Annotated in this window: 9 protein-coding genes; 7 read left to right on the top strand and 2 right to left on the bottom strand. The window is 57.4% G+C overall.

Annotated elements, in window-relative coordinates; genetic code table 11:
* Positions 1 to 96: 96 nt before the first annotated feature.
* Entirely contained in the window at positions 97 to 4761 is a 4665-nt protein-coding gene (locus tag ACWHRL_RS11555) for an ExeM/NucH family extracellular endonuclease (RefSeq protein ID WP_447893778.1), read from the bottom strand.
* Between the two features lie 331 nt (positions 4762 to 5092).
* On the opposite strand from ACWHRL_RS11555, the gene ACWHRL_RS11550 reads away from it, so the two are divergent.
* The 7 genes from ACWHRL_RS11550 to ACWHRL_RS11520 all read left to right on the top strand — a co-directional run bounded on the left by ACWHRL_RS11550 (position 5093) and on the right by ACWHRL_RS11520 (position 16195).
* Complete coding sequence (locus tag ACWHRL_RS11550; RefSeq protein ID WP_447893777.1) at positions 5093 to 7429, top strand: DUF4214 domain-containing protein; 2337 nt, start codon at positions 5093 to 5095, stop codon at positions 7427 to 7429.
* Between the two features lie 160 nt (positions 7430 to 7589).
* The gene (locus tag ACWHRL_RS11545; RefSeq protein ID WP_447893776.1) at positions 7590 to 9350 is read left to right on the top strand and encodes a type I secretion system permease/ATPase; all 1761 of its coding nucleotides are present in this window, start codon (positions 7590 to 7592) and stop codon (positions 9348 to 9350) included.
* 1 nt (position 9351) lies between these two features.
* The gene (locus ACWHRL_RS11540; protein WP_447529268.1) at positions 9352 to 10731 is read left to right on the top strand and encodes an HlyD family type I secretion periplasmic adaptor subunit; all 1380 of its coding nucleotides are present in this window, start codon (positions 9352 to 9354) and stop codon (positions 10729 to 10731) included.
* On the top strand, positions 10731 to 12191 hold the full coding sequence (locus ACWHRL_RS11535; RefSeq protein WP_447529267.1) for a TolC family outer membrane protein: 1461 nt from the start codon (positions 10731 to 10733) through the stop codon (positions 12189 to 12191). The genes ACWHRL_RS11540 and ACWHRL_RS11535 overlap by 1 nt, the downstream gene beginning before the upstream one ends.
* Before the next feature lie 9 nt (positions 12192 to 12200).
* The gene (locus ACWHRL_RS11530) at positions 12201 to 13577 is read left to right on the top strand and encodes an undecaprenyl-phosphate glucose phosphotransferase (RefSeq protein ID WP_447893775.1); all 1377 of its coding nucleotides are present in this window, start codon (positions 12201 to 12203) and stop codon (positions 13575 to 13577) included.
* A gap of 47 nt (positions 13578 to 13624) precedes the next feature.
* Entirely contained in the window at positions 13625 to 15064 is a 1440-nt protein-coding gene (locus ACWHRL_RS11525; RefSeq protein ID WP_447893774.1) for a mannose-1-phosphate guanylyltransferase/mannose-6-phosphate isomerase, read from the top strand.
* Positions 15065 to 15079: 15 nt separating this feature from the next.
* Positions 15080 to 16195 carry a glycosyltransferase family 4 protein gene (locus tag ACWHRL_RS11520; RefSeq protein ID WP_447893773.1) on the top strand — a complete coding sequence of 372 codons (1116 nt, stop codon included), beginning with the start codon at positions 15080 to 15082 and terminating at the stop codon, positions 16193 to 16195.
* Positions 16196 to 16220: 25 nt separating this feature from the next.
* Here ACWHRL_RS11520 and ACWHRL_RS11515 read toward each other — a convergent pair whose 3' ends face one another.
* A complete protein-coding gene (locus ACWHRL_RS11515) occupies positions 16221 to 17210 on the bottom strand; it encodes a hypothetical protein (RefSeq protein WP_447893772.1) in 990 nt (329 codons plus the stop codon).
* Positions 17211 to 17240: the final 30 nt, after the last annotated feature.

Below are 17240 nucleotides of genomic sequence, written 5' to 3'. Positions count from 1 at the left end.
CTAATGGCGCGCGGCGTGGCTTGCCATGGCCGTCACCCAAAACGAAAAAGCCCTCGCAAAGCGAGGGCTAATAAGGCGACTGGGATGGCTGAGGGCTTATACCTCGGCGCCCAGGTTCAACCCCACCAAAATAGGGTCATGGTCGGAGCTACGAAACGGGTCCGCCGCGTAGAGGTTCTCATTTTGGCGCTCGGTGGTGAATTCAGTGCTGTAATCCAGCGCGCTCGCCTCATCCGAGTTGATATGCCACGTGGTCGTACCGGTGACTTGATTGGCCAGCGATTCGCTTGCCAGCGCATGGTCGAGTGACCCCCAAAAGCCATCGAACACGTAGCTGTAGTCGTCGTCGAGCAATTCAAAACCGGCGTCCGTCAGGGTCGAGACCGGATCTTCCATGGCATAGGCGTTCAGATCCCCCAGAATGAGGACATCCTGATCGTCGCTGCCGGTGGGGTTGGTCTCGAGCCAGGCGAGCAGCTCTTCCGACGCTTCAACGCGGGAGGGGTTGTTGTTGCCTTGGCCGTCACCGATGGCGTCTTCGCCATTGATCACGCTGCCCTTGGACTTGAAGTGATTGACGACCACGGAGAACTGCTCGCCGTTGTTGTCAGTAAAGGTCTGCATCACCGGCGGGCGATTACCAAAAGCAAACGCGCCATCGGTCTTGGTGGCGGCATCGCCTTCAGGGCTTACGGCTTGGCTGTTGTAGATGACCCCGACGGTAATGGCGTCGTCGCCGGCACTCTCGATATATCCTTGCGCGTCCCGGGGCGTGCTGTACGCCCAGGTAACCCCCTCGATGCCCTGGTCCTGGATATCCGCATTGAGCGCGTCGACCAGGCTTGCCAGAGCACTATCTTCGCCGTAGCCGTTGTTCTCGACCTCCATCAACCCTAGGACATCGGCACCGCTTGTGTTGATGGCCTCGACGATCTTGGCTTCCTGACGGGCGAACTCCTCGGCGTTATTGGCGCCTCGTGGGCTGTGATTCGTGCCATTGAGGGTTTGTGTCTGCTCGCCGCTATCGCCCAGGGTATTGAAGTAGTTCAGTACGTTGAACGAGGCGACCTTGACGCTGGCATCCCCTAGCGCATCCACGTCCGGCGTGGCTGGGCGCTCGTCGCCGTAGAAATCCAGACCGTCTACGTTCTGTACCTTCCACTCGTCAAAGCTGAAATCCAAAACGCCCTCTAGTGTATCCAATTGGTCGCCACCGCGTAGCGGGTTGGACGCCGATAGTTCTTCACCGTTACGGCCGTAAATAATCGGGTCCGGGTTCTGGGCGGAGTTGGCATCGTCGATCTTGATGGTCCGCGCGTCGGCGTCTTCCAGCCACTCGGTGTAGCCTTCGACACTGGGCGCATTCACCTCGGTAAACTGCTCGAGGCGACCGCCCTCTGACAGCGTGACCTCGCCATAACGGCCCAGCTCATAAAGCTCGGTGACGACCAAGGGCTTGCCATCCATTGCCTCGATGGCCACCCGCATGCCTTCGAAGGCCTCAAGACCTTGCTTGTTGGCAAAGGGTAGCTTGATGACCTGGCTTTGCGGCAGCGGCTGGTCGTTTTGCAGAACGTTCAGGCTCGAGCGATCAGCGGTCAGCTGTGTTTTATCGTAATACTCGGATACGGTACCGCCGATCCGGACCTGGTCACCGGCCGAGAGTTGCGATAGCCACTCGCCGCTACCGCTGCCTGCGTAAACGAAGATACCTTCCGACGTGAGCGGGTTATCGTCGTTGTCTTCATCTTCTTCCTGCAGGAAGAAACCGTCGAGGCCCGGAGTGACCATGGTGACGATCGCTTCCAGCGTCACGGCTTCGCCGTCCAGAGCACTGGTACCGCCTTCGCCCTGGACTGTGGAGATCAGCGTGATCTCGGGCTCGGGCATGATGGCCGTGCCGGGGGAGGCGAGGGCGGCAACGTCGCTGCCGTCACCGCCTAGTGCGGTAGAGGTGCTGGCGCCTTCTTCACCTTGTTGCGTGAATGCCTGACGATCCACGTTCCAGGACGCAGCATCGTTACCCGTCGTATCCGGGTAGGCTTCGAAGGCGATCTGGTTTCCATCGACACGCGGGTCGCCTTGCCAAAGGGTAACGGCGTCGCCACCGCTGCCCAGGCCCGCGGCGTTATTGGCGTAGCCGATCTTGAGGTTGTCGATATTGGCCAGGTTGCTCCAAGCGTCTCGGAACTGGGCAACTGCCTCTTCTCCGCCATCGACGATGACGATGGCCGACTCGCCGGGTGCGAGGGTGGTAAGTCCCTCGATCGGCACGGCATCCTGCGGCGAGGCACTGTCGTCGTCGTAGTAGAGCGGGGCGCTGCCAAAGTCCAGCGACTCGTCCGAGCGGTTGGTGATCTCGAACCAGTCCTCGGTCACATCTGCGCCGTCTTGGCCTGGCCAGATTTCGGTAATCGCGAGACCGATGTCGGTTTCACCGGGGACGTAGGGCGCTTGTGTGGTGCCGATGCGGAAGGTCTGGGTCAGCCCTTCGGGCATGGCGCTATTGGCGAATTCCCAATTGTCCGGGTTGCTGATCGCGCTCAAGAGCTCGTCCGCCGTCCCGTAGCCTTCACCGGTGAACGCCGCGTTGCGTTCGCGGCCTACCGCCACTGCCGTAAGGCCGTTTTCAAGACCGGTCGGTAGCGCCGAGTTGTTGGAGTTGGTAGAGGTTTCCTGCCACTCGTCGCTGTTGGTCTGTACCGCATAGATGAACTCGGGATTGGTGTCCTCGCCCACAAAGGCGAGGATCTGGTCGCCGCTGACCGACAGATTGAAACTGCCATTACCCACGGCGGCGCTGTTGGCATCCGAAAACTGATCGGCGTCGCGGGTATGGGAAACGACGGTGCCGGGGGCCACACCGCCCTCGGGGGCGGTCCATTTCACAGCGCCTTCGTTGGCGCGGAAACCGTCGCCCATCCAGCCAGAGTCGGTAAAGGTGATTTCAGCCCCTTCGGCGATACCGCGCAGCGCGACGAACTGGAACTCTTTGTCGCTGCCGCTCACGGCGGTGACCGCGATATCCCCGGCGCGCGGAACCATGTCCGGAAACGCGTCGAACGTGACGTCGGTGCCGATAAATTGCTGCTGGCTATCGGGAAGGTCTTTGGATTCACGGCCATCGTCGAACCAGTCCACCGTGCCGCTATCGAACAGCACGCTGGCGGCGATACCGTCGTCGCTGGCCACGATATCAAATAGCGCTTCGGGCTTGGCACCGATTTCCCGGGGTAGGGTGTTCAAGTCGACGCCTTCGATTTCGCGCACGGCGTAATCGCCGTCCCAGAAATAGAGGCCGAAGCCGGTATCGTCGCTATCGTTTACCGGGCCTGCCAGGATCAGATAGCCTTCGTCGCCCGCCGATTCGATGGCACGTACCGCGCGTCCGTCCAGGTCCAGGCGCAAGGGCTCGCCAAAAGAGGCTTGAGTCGCTCCACCGGTCACTAACTCAGCGGCGTTGGTAACCGGCAACAGCTGCGCAAACCCGCCATCCAGCGGCGCGCGAAGCCCCAGATAAAGGGTGTCCTCGATAAAGACAGCGCCTTCGATATTGAGGCCTTGCTCGAGATTGAGCGCGTTCTCGCCAAGCCCGTGGCCATTACCCGAGTCCCAGGCGGCCAGCTGAGCGGCCAATTCAGTAAACTGCCCCACCACGTTGATTGACAGATCATCAGCGCTATCACCGGTGACTTCCGTTGCGAAAAGCAGGGAGCGCTGGCTGGTTTCGTGGGAGCCCAACCAATACTGCACGCCCTGGTAGCTGGCCACCGCTTCCAGATCGGCTTCCTGGCCATCGCTAAGCCCCAGGGCCTCGTTGAGATTGAACTCGCTGAGGGGCTCGCCGCCGGCTGCGCGATCATAAAGGCGTAGCGTTTGGTCTTCGTCATCGGCGACCAGCATCAGGTTTTCGTTAATGGCGACCGCTGCCGAGGCATCCGAGCTGCCCTGATAGTAGCGCTCACCAAGTTCAAAAATCGGTCGAGGGGTTTTATCCAGTTCGGGCTCTTCCGGCGGCTCTGATTCGCCGGGCTCTTCAGGCACCTCTGGTTCGCCTGGCTCTTCCGGGGCTTCTGGCTCTTCAGGCACCCCTGGTTCGCTTGGCTCTTCAGGGAGTTCGGGTTCTTCCGGTGTTTCTGGCACTTCAGGTTCACCGGGTTGTTCGGGCTGAGCTGCTTCCCGTTCTATTTGATCAACCAGGTCGTCCAGCAACGTATCGAAATCGTTGGTCGTATTGCCGCTGTTATTCCCGGTCAACGCTTGCAGCGTTTGAGCGGGTTTGAGTTGCTGGCTTTCACTGCTGGCGGCTAGTGCCTGGGCGATCTCGTCGCGGGAACTGCCCGCTTCGAGCAGCTCTAGCCAATAGGATGCCCCGGAAATGTCCGGGGAACGACCCAAAATGCCAAGGTAAGCCTGGTCAAGCCAGTCAGCATCGCTCGCTTGCCCGGTGGTTGCCTGAAATTCGGCCGACGCTTTTAGATGGCCGGTAATCTCCTCCAGCGACATGCCCGAACGGTACATGTTGGCCCAGTAAGAAAGCCCTTCGATATCCGCCAGGCGTAGCAGGTGGGTCGTGTAAAGCTCGGTCAAGGGCTGGATGGTCGAAGTGAACTCGGCGCCAGACATCAAGGTGCGCGCTACGGCCTCGGTATCCAGTGTGCCGCTTTCCAGTAAGCCCACCCAGTAGTTCAGCCCCTCTTCATCGGCCTGACGAAGTAAAAGTGTTTGATAAAGCGTACCGATGATCGTTTGATTTTCCATATCTAAAAGCCCCCCTGGAGCGGTGGTTCATTTGTTGTGTCTATGCATAAAGCGGCAGTGGTGGCGTCGTAACAGTTAGCATTGAAAGTTACTTGATGTTACGAGCGATCGGCTCAGCTTAACCACTCAATATGTCGATACCGTGACGCTGGGGTGTGCAAATTATTGCAAGTTGATGATTGTTAATTATTGTTTATAGCAAGGCCCAATACATAAAGACCACCTGGCTTTATTCAATCTGTCATGCTTTCGTCATTAATCGCCAGGTAATATCGCTAACTGTTTCAAAAGCCTGCCACGAAAAACGGTTACGGAAAACAAGGGGATTTCAATGAGCAACTTTCAGCTACAGCTTCTGCACGCATCGGACATGGAAGGCGGCGGGGGCGATCTACTAAACGCACCGAACTTCATCTCGATAGTCGATCATCTGGAAGATCAGTACGCTAATAGCCTGTTTGTGAGCTCGGGCGATCTGGTCTTGCCGGGGCCTTACCTGAACGCGGCGGCGGAAGAGAGTTTGCAGTCGGCCTTCCAAACGGCGGTGGAAGATGTGTATGGGCTGGAAGCGGGCTCCATGAGCGGCATAACGGCCGCATCGGGCCGTGTTGAAACGCTATTGATGGACTTGATCGACGCCGCAGCCGTTGCTCTTGGTAACCACGAATTCGACCTTGGCACGGGATTGATTGCCGACATGATCGCGCCGGTCACCAATGGCGACAGTGCTGCGGATGTCGAGTGGCTGGGGGCTCAGTTCCCCTACCTTTCCGCCAACCTGGACTTTTCCAACGATGCGGCGCTGAGCGGCCTGGCAACCAACGAAATTTTTTCCAGCGAAGCGTTTCAGTCCACGCTGGAGGAAGTGTTGGCCGGTGCCGATAAGCCCAAGCTTGCGCCAGCGGTCATTGCCGAAAGTGGTGGTGAGCAAATTGGTATTATCGGTATCACCACGCAGATTCTCGAGAGCATCTCATCAACGGGGGATGTCGATGTCATTACCGGCGGGCGCGACGACATGCAGGCGCTGGCGGGTGTAATCCAGCCGGTGATCGACGAGCTCGAGGCGCGCGGTGTCAACAAGATCATCTTAAGCTCGCACCTGCAGCAGATTCAGTTCGAAGAAGAGCTTGCCACGCTGCTGGATGGCGTGGATATCGTGATTGCAGGGGGCTCTGATTCTCTGCTCGCCAATGAGCAGGATATCGATCGTGGCCTTTTCCCCGGCGCCGGCGAGCCTTACAAGTCCTACCCCATCTTGACCCAGGATGCCTCCGGTAATGACGTCGTGGTCGTTAATACCGATGCGGGCTGGCGCTACGTGGCGCAGCTCGTGGTCGAGTTCGACGAGAACGGTAATATCATTCCCGAGTCGATCGACCCGGCGACCTCCGGCATTTACGCGTCTACCGACGAGCAGGTCGAAGCGCTATGGGGCAGCCTCGAGGCCGCGTTTGCAGAAGGTACCAAAGGGCAGGTGGCACAAGATTTGGTTGGCGCTGTCGGTGCCTTCGTCGAAGAGCAGGATGGCAATATTCTGGGCCTCACCGATGTTTACTTGAACGGTGACCGAGGTACGGTGCGTACCGAAGAGTCTAACCTGGGGAATCTGACGGCTGACGCCAATCTCTGGTATGCCAAACAGGTCGACAGCGATGTCATGGTCTCTTTCAAGAATAGCGGCGGCATCCGCGAGCCCATCGGTGATGTAGTGGTGCAAGGGGGCGATAGTGAGCCCAGCTACCAGCCGCCGGGCGCGAATCCAGCAATCGGCAAGCCGGAAGGCGGCGTATCCCAGCTCGATGCCGGCTCGGCGCTACGCTTTAATAATGACCTTGCCATTCTGACGCTGACGCGTAGCACGTTGTTGGACGTACTCGAGCACGCCGTCGCGGCTTCGGCGCCGAATATCACCGCCGGGCAGTTTGCTCAGGTGGGCGGTATTCAGTACAGCTTCGATTGGGAACAGCCCGCCGGGGAGCGCATTCAAAGCGCTGCTATCCTGAACGACGATGGTCAGATTCATGATGTTCTGGTCGCCAACGGCCGCTTGGTGGGTAACGCCGAAGAGAGTGTGAAGGTGGTGACCCTTGGCTTTATGGCGGACGGGGGAGATGACTATCCGCTCGAGGGTAATTACATCGACCGTGTCGATCTAGTGGACGCTTATGACCTGGATGGCAAGTTCGACTTCGCCGAAAAAGGTACCGAGCAAGACGCCTTTGCCGAGTACATGGGGGCGATGTACAGCGAAACGCCTTTTAATGAAGCCGAAACACCGGTCGGTGAAGATACGCGCATTCAAAATTTGGCTTTCCGCGACGACGCCGTGCTCAGCGAGACGGTCGACCCGCTACTACGCCTGTACGATGCTGCTTTTGATCGCGAAGCGGATGGCACCGGCCTGGGCTACTGGCTGGACGCCAGCGAAACCGCAGGGCTTGGTGATATCGCCAACAGCTTCGTAGCCTCTCAGGAGTTTGCGGCTCAGCACTCCGACATTCAAGACGATGCGTTCATTGAACTGATGTACACCAACGTACTCCAACGCGAATCCGATGCGGCCGGCAAGCAGTACTGGCTCGATGAGATGGCTAATGGAGTCGACCAGGGCAACGTTATGGTCGGTTTCACGGAGTCTGACGAGAGCATGCTACTTTTTGGATGATGCTTTTAGCTGAATCGGCTCTCGATACGCCTTTTCGAGCGACCTCAGCTGGATAGACAGAGCCTGCAAAGACAACGCCCCTACCCCTGGCAGGGGCGTTTCTGTTATGCTGCGGCGATTCTACCTCGCGTGATTTTATTGATTCTACGGTGACCCCTCCATGGCAAAGCAACAGGAAGCAACGGATCTACAGCGCGCATTGAGCGCCTGTAAAGGTTCGTTCGTGTCGGTGGGCTTTTTCAGTATGTTTGTCAATCTGCTGATGCTCGTGCCCCCGATGTATATGCTCCAGGTTTATGATCGCGTTCTAACCACCCAAAGTTTTGACACTTTGTTAATGCTAACGCTGGTGGTGGTGTTTCTTTTTATGGTCATGGGCGGTCTGGAGTTGGTCAGGTCCCGTATGCTGGTAAGAATTGGTAACCGCTTGGATACCACGATCAACCAGCGCCTCTACAGCGCCATGTTTAAGCGCAGTCTGGTGGCCCAGGGAGCCCAAAGCGCCCAGCCGCTAAATGACTTGACCAGTTTGCGTCAATTTTTGACCGGCAACGGATTATTTGCGTTTTTCGATGCGCCTTGGGTACCCATTTACCTGGGTATTTTGTTTATTTTTCACCCTTGGCTTGGCTTATTCGCTACCGGCGCGGGCATCATTTTGTTTGTACTCGCGGTCATCAATGAGAAATCGACCAAAGGGCTTTTAGCCGAGGCGAATAGCGAACAAATCCAGGCCCAAAATTTGGCAAACTCCAACCTTCGTAACTCGGAAGTGCTCCACGCGATGGGAATGCTGCCGGGCATCATGGGTCGGTGGTCCAAGCGCCACCACGAGTTTTTGGCCAAGCAATCCCAGGCCAGCGACCGCGCAGGCGCCTTGACGAACACGTCCAAGGTGTTGCGCCTGATGTTCCAGTCGCTGATTCTTGGCTTGGGCGCATGGCTGGTACTCAATGGTGATATGAGCCCGGGCATGATGATCGCGGGTTCGATTTTGATGGGCCGCGCGCTAGCACCTATCGACCAGATGATCGGCGGTTGGAAAGGCTTTGTGGCCGCCCGCGGAGCTTATAGCCGTTTGAACGATCTACTGACCCAAATCCCCGATGAAGATCGTCACATGTCGCTACCGGCCCCTCAAGGGGTTATCGATGTCGAAAACGTTGCCGCCGCGCCTCCCGGTGCACGCATGGCAACGATTCGCGGGATCAATTTCAATGTCGCCCAGGGCGAGCATGTTGGCATTATCGGCCCCAGCGCTGCCGGCAAGTCGACCTTGGCGCGCGTATTGCTGGGTATTTGGCCTACCCAGGTAGGCGATGTCCGCCTCGATGGCGGCGAAATCAATCAGTATAACCGCGACGAGTTGGGGCCCTATATCGGCTATCTGCCCCAGGATATCGAGCTTTTCGACGGCACTATCAGCGAGAATATCGCCCGTTTTGGCCAACTTAGTCCGGAAAAAGTAGTAGAGGCGGCCAAAAAAGCCGGCGTTCATGAAATGGTTCTTGAACTTTCAGATGGCTACGACACCGTTATTTCTTCTAATAGCGGTGCGCTATCCGGTGGGCAGCGTCAGCGTCTGGGGCTAGCGCGGGCGCTATACGGCAACCCCGTCCTGGTTGTACTGGATGAGCCCAATGCCAACCTGGACGATGCCGGCGAGCGTGCCTTGAGCGAAGCTATCGCGAGTCTGAAACAAGAGGGCACTACGCTGTTCGTAATCAGCCATCGCACCAGCGTGCTCAAGTCCATGGATAAACTGTTGGTGATGAAAGAGGGGCAAGTCAGCATGTTTGGCCCAAGAGATCAGGTGCTTGCCCAATTTGCCAAAAAATCGCGCCCCCAGGTAAGTCAGCAGAGTTCGACGCGTCTCTCTGCGATTTCCGGCGGTCGTAACGGTGGCAGCGAGGAGTCGTAGAATGAGCAAGAATAACGAGCAGCTTCCGGCAAAAAATGAAATTGACGTCACACCGCAAGGCCCGGCTACGATCGACGGCGAAGCCGAAGAGGCGCTGCCCACTAGCGACAAGGGGTATCGTAAGCTCGGATACGCTATCCTGGGTCTTGCGTTGGGTGGGTTCGTGCTGTGGTCAGTGACTGCATCGCTCGCCGTTGCCGTAGTGGCGCCTGGCAATGTATCCATGGAGTCGTTCAAGCGTACCGTCCAGCATTTGGAAGGCGGTATCGTACGCGAGTTGCTGGTCAACGACGGCGACCACGTTGAGGCCGGTCAACCCTTGGTCGTATTAAGCGACACCCAGGTACGCTCGCAGTTGGAAATCGCCCAATCCCAGTATTATATCAACCGTGCCATGGAAGCGCGGCTGCTCGCCGAGCAGCAGGGCGATGACATACTGGAGATGCCGGAAGAACTCAGCAATATCGACATCGAGCGCGTTCAGCGGGTGACCGCCGTACAACAGGGGCTCTTTCAGGCGCGGCGCCAATCGTTTAATAGCTCCATGGAAGCCATGGACGAGCAGATCGTTCAGATGCAGGAGCAAATCGAAGGGCTCGAGTCGCGCACCCGCGTGAATAACCAGCGGATTAGCTCACTGCGCTCCGAAGCACAGGATTTCCGCTCGCTGTACCGTGAAGGGTTGGGTGATAACCAGCGCCTTCGCGAGCTCGAACGCTTGATACTGCAGTATGAAGGCGATAACGCCGAATTTCAGGCCAACATTGCCCAACTGCGTTCGCAGATCAGCGAAAATCGTCTGCAGAAAGAAACCACTCGTCAAGAATTTCAGGCTGAAATCGGTGAACAACTGCGTACTGCGCAGTCGCAAATTGCCGAGGCGGAAGAGCAAATTACCTCATTGAGAGATCAGGTGAACCGCACGGTCGTCAGCGCGCCGGTTTCCGGCACCGTGGTGGGCCAGCAGGTACACACGATCGGGGCGGTAATTCGCCCCGGCGACACGATTATGGATGTCGTGCCCTCAAACGATGGCTTCGTGGTCGAAGCGCGCGTACCTACTCGCGAGATCGACAGTCTCTTTATAGGCCAATTTGCCGAAATCCGTTTCTCGGCCTTTAACCAGCGCTTAACGAGCCAGATCGACGGCGAGATCATTCATATCAGTGCCGACAGCTTTGAAGATGAAGCGACCGGCCAGCGCTACTATAAAACGCGCATAAAGGTCACCGATGAAGGTCAAGAAGATATGACCGAGCAAATGCAACTGCTTTCCGGTATGCCGGCAGAAGTGATGATTCGCACCGGCGAACGCACCTTTGCAAGCTATATCGGCAAGCCGGTCACCGATATGCTCGCGCGCGCCATCCGGGAGGATTAATGACAAGGACATCACGTTTTGCGCTAAGCGCACTAGCGTTTTCCGTCGCACTGGTTAGCCACTCGGCGCTCGCGCAAACTGATATGCCCGCCGACCCGCAGGCATTAAGCGAGTTTTCGACACTTTCTGACGCGACCGCCAGTGAGCCTCAGACGCTGCCATCGCTACCTGGGTTATTCGTGCGAGCGCTCCAACACGATTCGGACCTTTCCAGGCAGCGCCTGGAGCTCGAGGCGACGCGAGAAGAGATCCCGATGGCACGTTCGCGTCTGCTACCTGAGGTCTCGGCCAGCGGCGGCTACCTCTGGCAGGACTCGTCCAATCTTCAAACCGTCGGCGACGAAGATTTAGGCATTCCCCGAAATTCGGAGCGGCCAAGAGAGGTCGACGAAACCTTTTACCAGGTCCAACTGCAGCAGCCTTTGTTTAGCCTGGAGCGTTGGCGCGGCGTCGATGTCGCCAACGCCGAGGTTAGCGCCGCCGAGCTGCGGCTGGCGGTCGTCGAGCAGGAGTTGGCGCTCCAGGTTAGTGAAGCGTACGTTACGGCCTACCTGGCCGCACAGCGTCTGGGGCTTTTAGAAGCTCAGCAGGAGTCGCTGGATTTGCAGGTTCGCCAGGCAGATCGTGCCTTTGACTTGGGGATAGGCAATCGCGTTGATCTGCTGGAAGCGCAGTCGCGCTACGACCAAGCGGTCTCCGACGCGGTCGAGGCAGAAAACGAGCTGGATAACGCGCTGAGTGAACTGGAAAGACTGACCGGCGTAATGCCGAGTTTTGTCAGCAGCTCGCCAGGCGAACTGGGTGATGTCGTGCTGGCTGACGAAATCGGCGAAGTGGACGGCTGGCTTTCGCGTACCGGGCAAAATCTGAATGTTCTGTTGGCGGGCGAGCAACAAAGAGTGACCCAGGCCGATGCAAGCGTTAGTCGCTCGGGCTACTACCCCGAACTCAACCTCAATGTCAGCTACTCGGACCGCGACAGCGACGACCCCTATCGCGAAAGCGAAGACTACCGCGCAAGCGTCGAGGTAAGCGTACCCATTTACCGTGGCGGCTACACCAATGCAAGTGTTCGCCAGGGTGAAAAGCGTATCGAAGCAAGCCAAGCGACAGTCGATAACGAGCGTAACCTGGCCATGCAAGAGGTGCGCCGGCGCGTTAGGGCGCTCAACGGTGGCGAGCGCCGCCTCGAGGCCTTGAATCGTGCAATCGAGTCGGGTCAGCTCTTTTTGGATGCTGCCGAGCGCGGCGAGCAGTTGGGCCTTCGGGACCTGGTCGACGTCTTGGATGCGCGCTCGAGCTTCTACGATCAGCGTATTCAGTACGTCAATGCCGTGGGTGACTACGCTTTGGACCTGTTGTCGCTTCACGCTGCAGTGGGTAGCCTGGAGAGTCAGGATCTGGACCGCATCATGGCGTTACTGGCCTCCATGTCCACCAACGTACAGGTCGCCCGGTAGCCAGCAGCTATGGCCGTGATAAAAACAAGTCAAGGCAATGAATGGCTGCGCCGGGCTATGCGCTGCTTCGATGCGGGCGTCGCTATTTTGGTGGCACTAGCCGTACTTTCCTCGATGCCGCGTATCGACATTGAGGGTAACGACTACCTGTTTTTCATCCTCATCGGTAGTTTGCTGCTTCCCGCGGTAGGCGAGTTGATCGGCCTTTACCAGCCCTGGCGTGGGCGCAGCCTTTATACCATGCTCGGAATCTATCTGGCCGCTTGGCTTGCGACTATTGGGCTGCTCAGTCTGCTATTGGTGGCCATCAAGGAAACACAGAGTTTTTCACGCCTCTGGATGGGGGGTTCCGCGCTGGCGGTGTTGGGCGTGGGAAGCGTGATGCGTGCGCTACTCTATATTTATTTACGCAGGCTTCGCGCCCAGGGGCACAACCTCAAGCGTGTGCTGCTGGTCGGCAAACAGGAAAACATTGCGCTGTTGGAGGAGAAAATCGCGGCTATGCCTCAGGCCGGCTATACGGTAGTCGAGCATTATACCGACGAGGGCGGGGCTGCATTTTTTCAACGCATGGCGGCGTTTGCCAAGGCCAATATATTCCAACGTAGCTTTGACGAAATCTGGTTGGGCTACCCGCTGGTGCAAGGAAACCGTGTCCGCCACTTAACGCGGCTATTAGCCGGAATACCGACCAGTATCCGTTTTTTCCCCGATTTGCCAGACATACGCCTGCTCAACCACCGCATCACCCAGGTAGCCGGGCTTTATTCGCTTGAACTCAATTACACCCCGCTCAATGGCCCCATGAAAGTCATCAAGGCGCTTGAAGATCGCGTGCTGGGGTTGGCGCTTTTCATATTATTCAGCCCGGTAATGATGGCGGTGGCCATCGCGATACAGTGGAGTATGGGCGGGCCCGTGCTCTTCAAGCAGGAGCGTCATGGCCTCGATGGCAAACGCTTCAAGATTTACAAGTTTCGCACCATGTACTTGCATGAAAGCAGTCAAACGCATCAGGCGTCTCATCTTGATCAGCGGATAACCCCCGTAGGGCGCTTTCTGCGCCGCACCAGCCTGGATGAGCTTCCCCAGCTCTATAACGTGCTTCAAGGGCGCATGTCGCTGGTGGGGCCCAGACCCCACGCGATGGATCATAACGATCACTATAAAGACCATATCGATATTTATATGCAGCGCCATCGTGTCAAACCTGGCATGACCGGCTGGGCGCAGGTGAATGGCCTGCGTGGTATTACCGATGACGTCAAGCTGATGGAAAAGCGGGTAGAATACGACCTCTACTATATCGAGCGCTGGTCTTTGGGTTTTGATTTGAGAATTTTGACGATGACGCTCACACGAGGGTTTGTAAATGGCCAGCCGTAGATGGGCGAGGCATTTACAACTTTGCGGGCTTGTTTCAAGGAGGAATGATGATTTTACCGGTTATTTTGTCAGGGGGAGCCGGATCCCGGCTATGGCCTGTTTCCCGCGAGCACTATCCCAAGCAGTTTCTGAATTTACATCGTGACGACGCCAGCTTGCTGCAGGAAGCGGCGCTGCGCCTTGGCGATGTAGCAGATTCCGACGAGCCGCTAATCGTCTGCAACGAAGAGCACCGTTTTTTGGTCGCCGAGCAGATGCAGCAAATAGGTTTCAAAAATAGCCAGATCCTCCTTGAACCCTGTGGGCGTAATACGGCACCTGCGCTGGCGTTGGCTGCGTTGGCCGCCAGCCAAAGCAACCCCGAAGCCGAGCTTTTGGTCATGCCCGCCGACCACGTCATCAAGGATACGCAGGCGTTCGCCCAGGCCGTTGAGCAGGGGCTGGAGCTGAGCCAGAAAGGGCGGTTGGTAACGTTTGGTATCACCCCGACGACTGCGCATACCGGGTATGGCTATATTAAACGTGGCCAGGCGTTATCCCAGGGCTTCGAGGTAGAAGCCTTTGTAGAAAAGCCGGACGCGGTAGCTGCACAGCAGTATCTGGAAAGCGGCAGTTACTTCTGGAACAGCGGCATCTTCTTGTTCAAGGCGAGCAGCTTTCTTGCGGCGCTGGGTGAATACGCCCCGGATATTCTGGAAAACTGTCAGGCCGCATTTGAAGCGCGCAGCGAAGACATGGACTTTCTGCGTATTGATGAAGCCATCTTCGAGAAGTGTCGCAGTGAGTCGATCGACTACGCGGTCATGGAACACACTAAGCAGGCGGCGGTGGTGCCCATGTCGCCTGGCTGGAGCGATATTGGTGCCTGGGATGCGCTCCATGAGCTGCGCTCCAGTGAAGACCCGGTCAATGGCAATGCGGTTCATGGCGATGTCATGCTCCACGAAACTCAAAATAGCCTGGTGTATAGCGATTCGCGTCTGGTAGCCGCTGTGGGAGTGAGCAATCTGGTAATCGTCGAAACCGACGACGCCGTACTCGTTGCCGACCGCCGCCATGCCCAGGATACCAAGCTCATCGTCAACGCCTTGAAAGCCGCCGGGCGTAAAGAGTTTCAATCGCACCAGCAGGTTTACCGCCCCTGGGGGCATTACCGCACCATGGTATTGACCGATAGCTTTCAAGTGAAAGAAATCGTGGTCAAACCAGGCGGGACCCTCTCACTGCAGATGCATCATCACCGCGCCGAGCATTGGGTCGTCGTGGAAGGCACTGCGCGCGTTACCCAAGGCGAAGGGCATGGCGACATCTCCAATTTACGCAGTTTTTTGCTATCCGAAGACCAGTCGACCTATATCCCACTGGGTACGGTGCATCGGCTGGAAAACCCGGGCGTTATTCCTCTGAAGTTGATTGAGGTGCAAACGGGCTCTTACCTGGGGGAAGACGATATCGTTCGTTACACCGACAAGTATGGTCGTGAATAGGAGTCCTACGCAGTAATGAGAGTCGCCATTATTCACGATTGGCTGACCACCTGGGCCGGCGCCGAGAAAGCGCTGGCCGAGCTGCTCAACTGTTTCCCTCAGGCTGAAGTTTTCACGACGGTCAACTTTTTGGAAAAGCGCGATATTCCCGCGCTGAACGACAAAGTCATTCACACCAGCTTCATCCAGCGTTTGCCCTTTGCGCGAAAGCGCTACCGGCACTATTTACCACTGATGCCACTTGCCGTTGAACAGTTCGATTTAAAAGGTTTCGATCTGATTTTGTCCAGCAGCCACGCCGTTGCCAAGGGCGTGCTTTCCGACCCGAATGCGGTGCATATCTGCTACTGCTACAGCCCCATGCGCTACGCCTGGGATATGCAGCACCAGTACCTGCGGGAGTCGGGCAAGACACGTGGCGTGATGAGCGGGCTTATGCGTTGGCAGTTACATCGGCTTAGGCAATGGGACTACATTAGTGCTCAGCGTGTCGACCACTTCGTCGCCATTTCGCGCTACATTCAGCGGCGCATCGCCAACTGCTACCGCCGAGAAGCCGAGGTCATCTATCCGCCGGTCGAGGTAGATAAATTCCGCCACGACCAACCCCGTGAGGCGTTTTATCTGACGGCCTCACGGATGGTGCCCTACAAGCGTATCGATCTGGTGATCGAGGCGTTCAACCGAATGCCCGACAAACAGCTCGTCGTCATTGGCGATGGGCCAGATCATGCCAAGCTAAGCGCGATGGCGGGGCCGAACGTGACGTTATTGGGTTATCAGCCGGATGACGTGCTGATCGACCACCTGGAGCGCACCCGAGCCTTTTTGTTCATGGCCGAAGAGGATTTCGGTATTTTGCCCGTGGAGGCCCAGGCCGCCGGGGCGCCGGTCATTGGTTATGGTGTCGGAGGCTTAGCTGAAACCACTCTCGATGCTGTCTCCGGGCTGCTGGTCGCTGAGCAAACCAGCGAGGCGCTTATCGAACGGGTGGGCGAGTTCGAAGCCCGGCGCGAGGTCGAGCCCGATGCCTTCGCGGCGGCGGTGTGTCGACAAAGTGCCGAACGGTTCTCTACCGCTAATTTCACCCGTGCGATTCAGTCGCTGGTCAACAAATACCTCACGACGTGAAATGCCGGTCTTGATGGCCAAGCGTTCAGCGCAAGCGTTCGTAATGGCGTAGGCACTGCACCATCGGCTGCTCGCCCAGCCAAGCGATGACCTGACGGGTATAGCGGCTGCGCGCTTCGTCAACAAGGTGAAAGTTGGTATCGAAGAAGTCGTCGGTCTCATACATGGCATCACCAGGCTTGCCGACCCATTGGAGACCGGCGGCGCTTACTTTATCCGGTAAAGAGGCATAAAAGTGCGCCTCGATCGGCGAGTCCGTGTAGACCGGTTGATAGCGTAGCGGAGGCGGCATAAAGACAGGACAAGCGCCTTTTTCCAATAGACGGTCGCGAAACGCGCGTAGTTGTGCGCCGGCAAATTGACCCTGGCGTGCGGTATGGCCGTAGTTCTCTGCCGGTAGCGAGGTCAAGAAGTTCCAGTGCCGCGCTTCGCGTAGCGATCTAGCCGTATGTTGCTGGTCACCGTGGCTATCCAGGTTATGGGCGCCGTAATCGCCGCTCACTGTGAAGCCCTCGGGCAACCCTCGGTAACCCTCCAGAATACGTGTTAGCGATGTCCTGGCAATAACGCTGAGCGCCTGCTTCAAAGGGAGTTGCATGAAGGCTTCAGGGTGGCTGTTGGCCCAGTGAACCAAAGGGCTCGAGACGGGCTCATCCTGGTTGTAAAGCGGATACTCTAAAGGCAGAAGTACCAGGTCGCCGGACTGGATAGCGGGTTCGGCGCTTGCCAGAATGACGGGAAGCGAGATACCCGCGTTAACACCCAGGTTGACAGCGGGGCGCTGATAGGCCGCCTCCAACGCCTTACTGTCGATTCCAAACATGGCCGAGGAGCCGGCCACCACGACGATTTTAGGAGACGTGACTGCCTCGGCCCTGGCTTGCTTATAGCTGATCGCTCCGTCGATCCACGCGTTGTTCGGGTGTGGCCGGCCCAACTGGCCCGCCCAGAAAATCAACCAAAGGCTGAGTATTATCAAACCACCCGCGAGCAATCCCGTTAAAAAACGCACCATATTCTTGAGCTCTCTTTACATGTGCGCGCG

Source organism: Vreelandella sp. GE22, from assembly GCF_968212445.1.
This window is presented reverse-complemented; position numbering and strand designations above follow the sequence as displayed.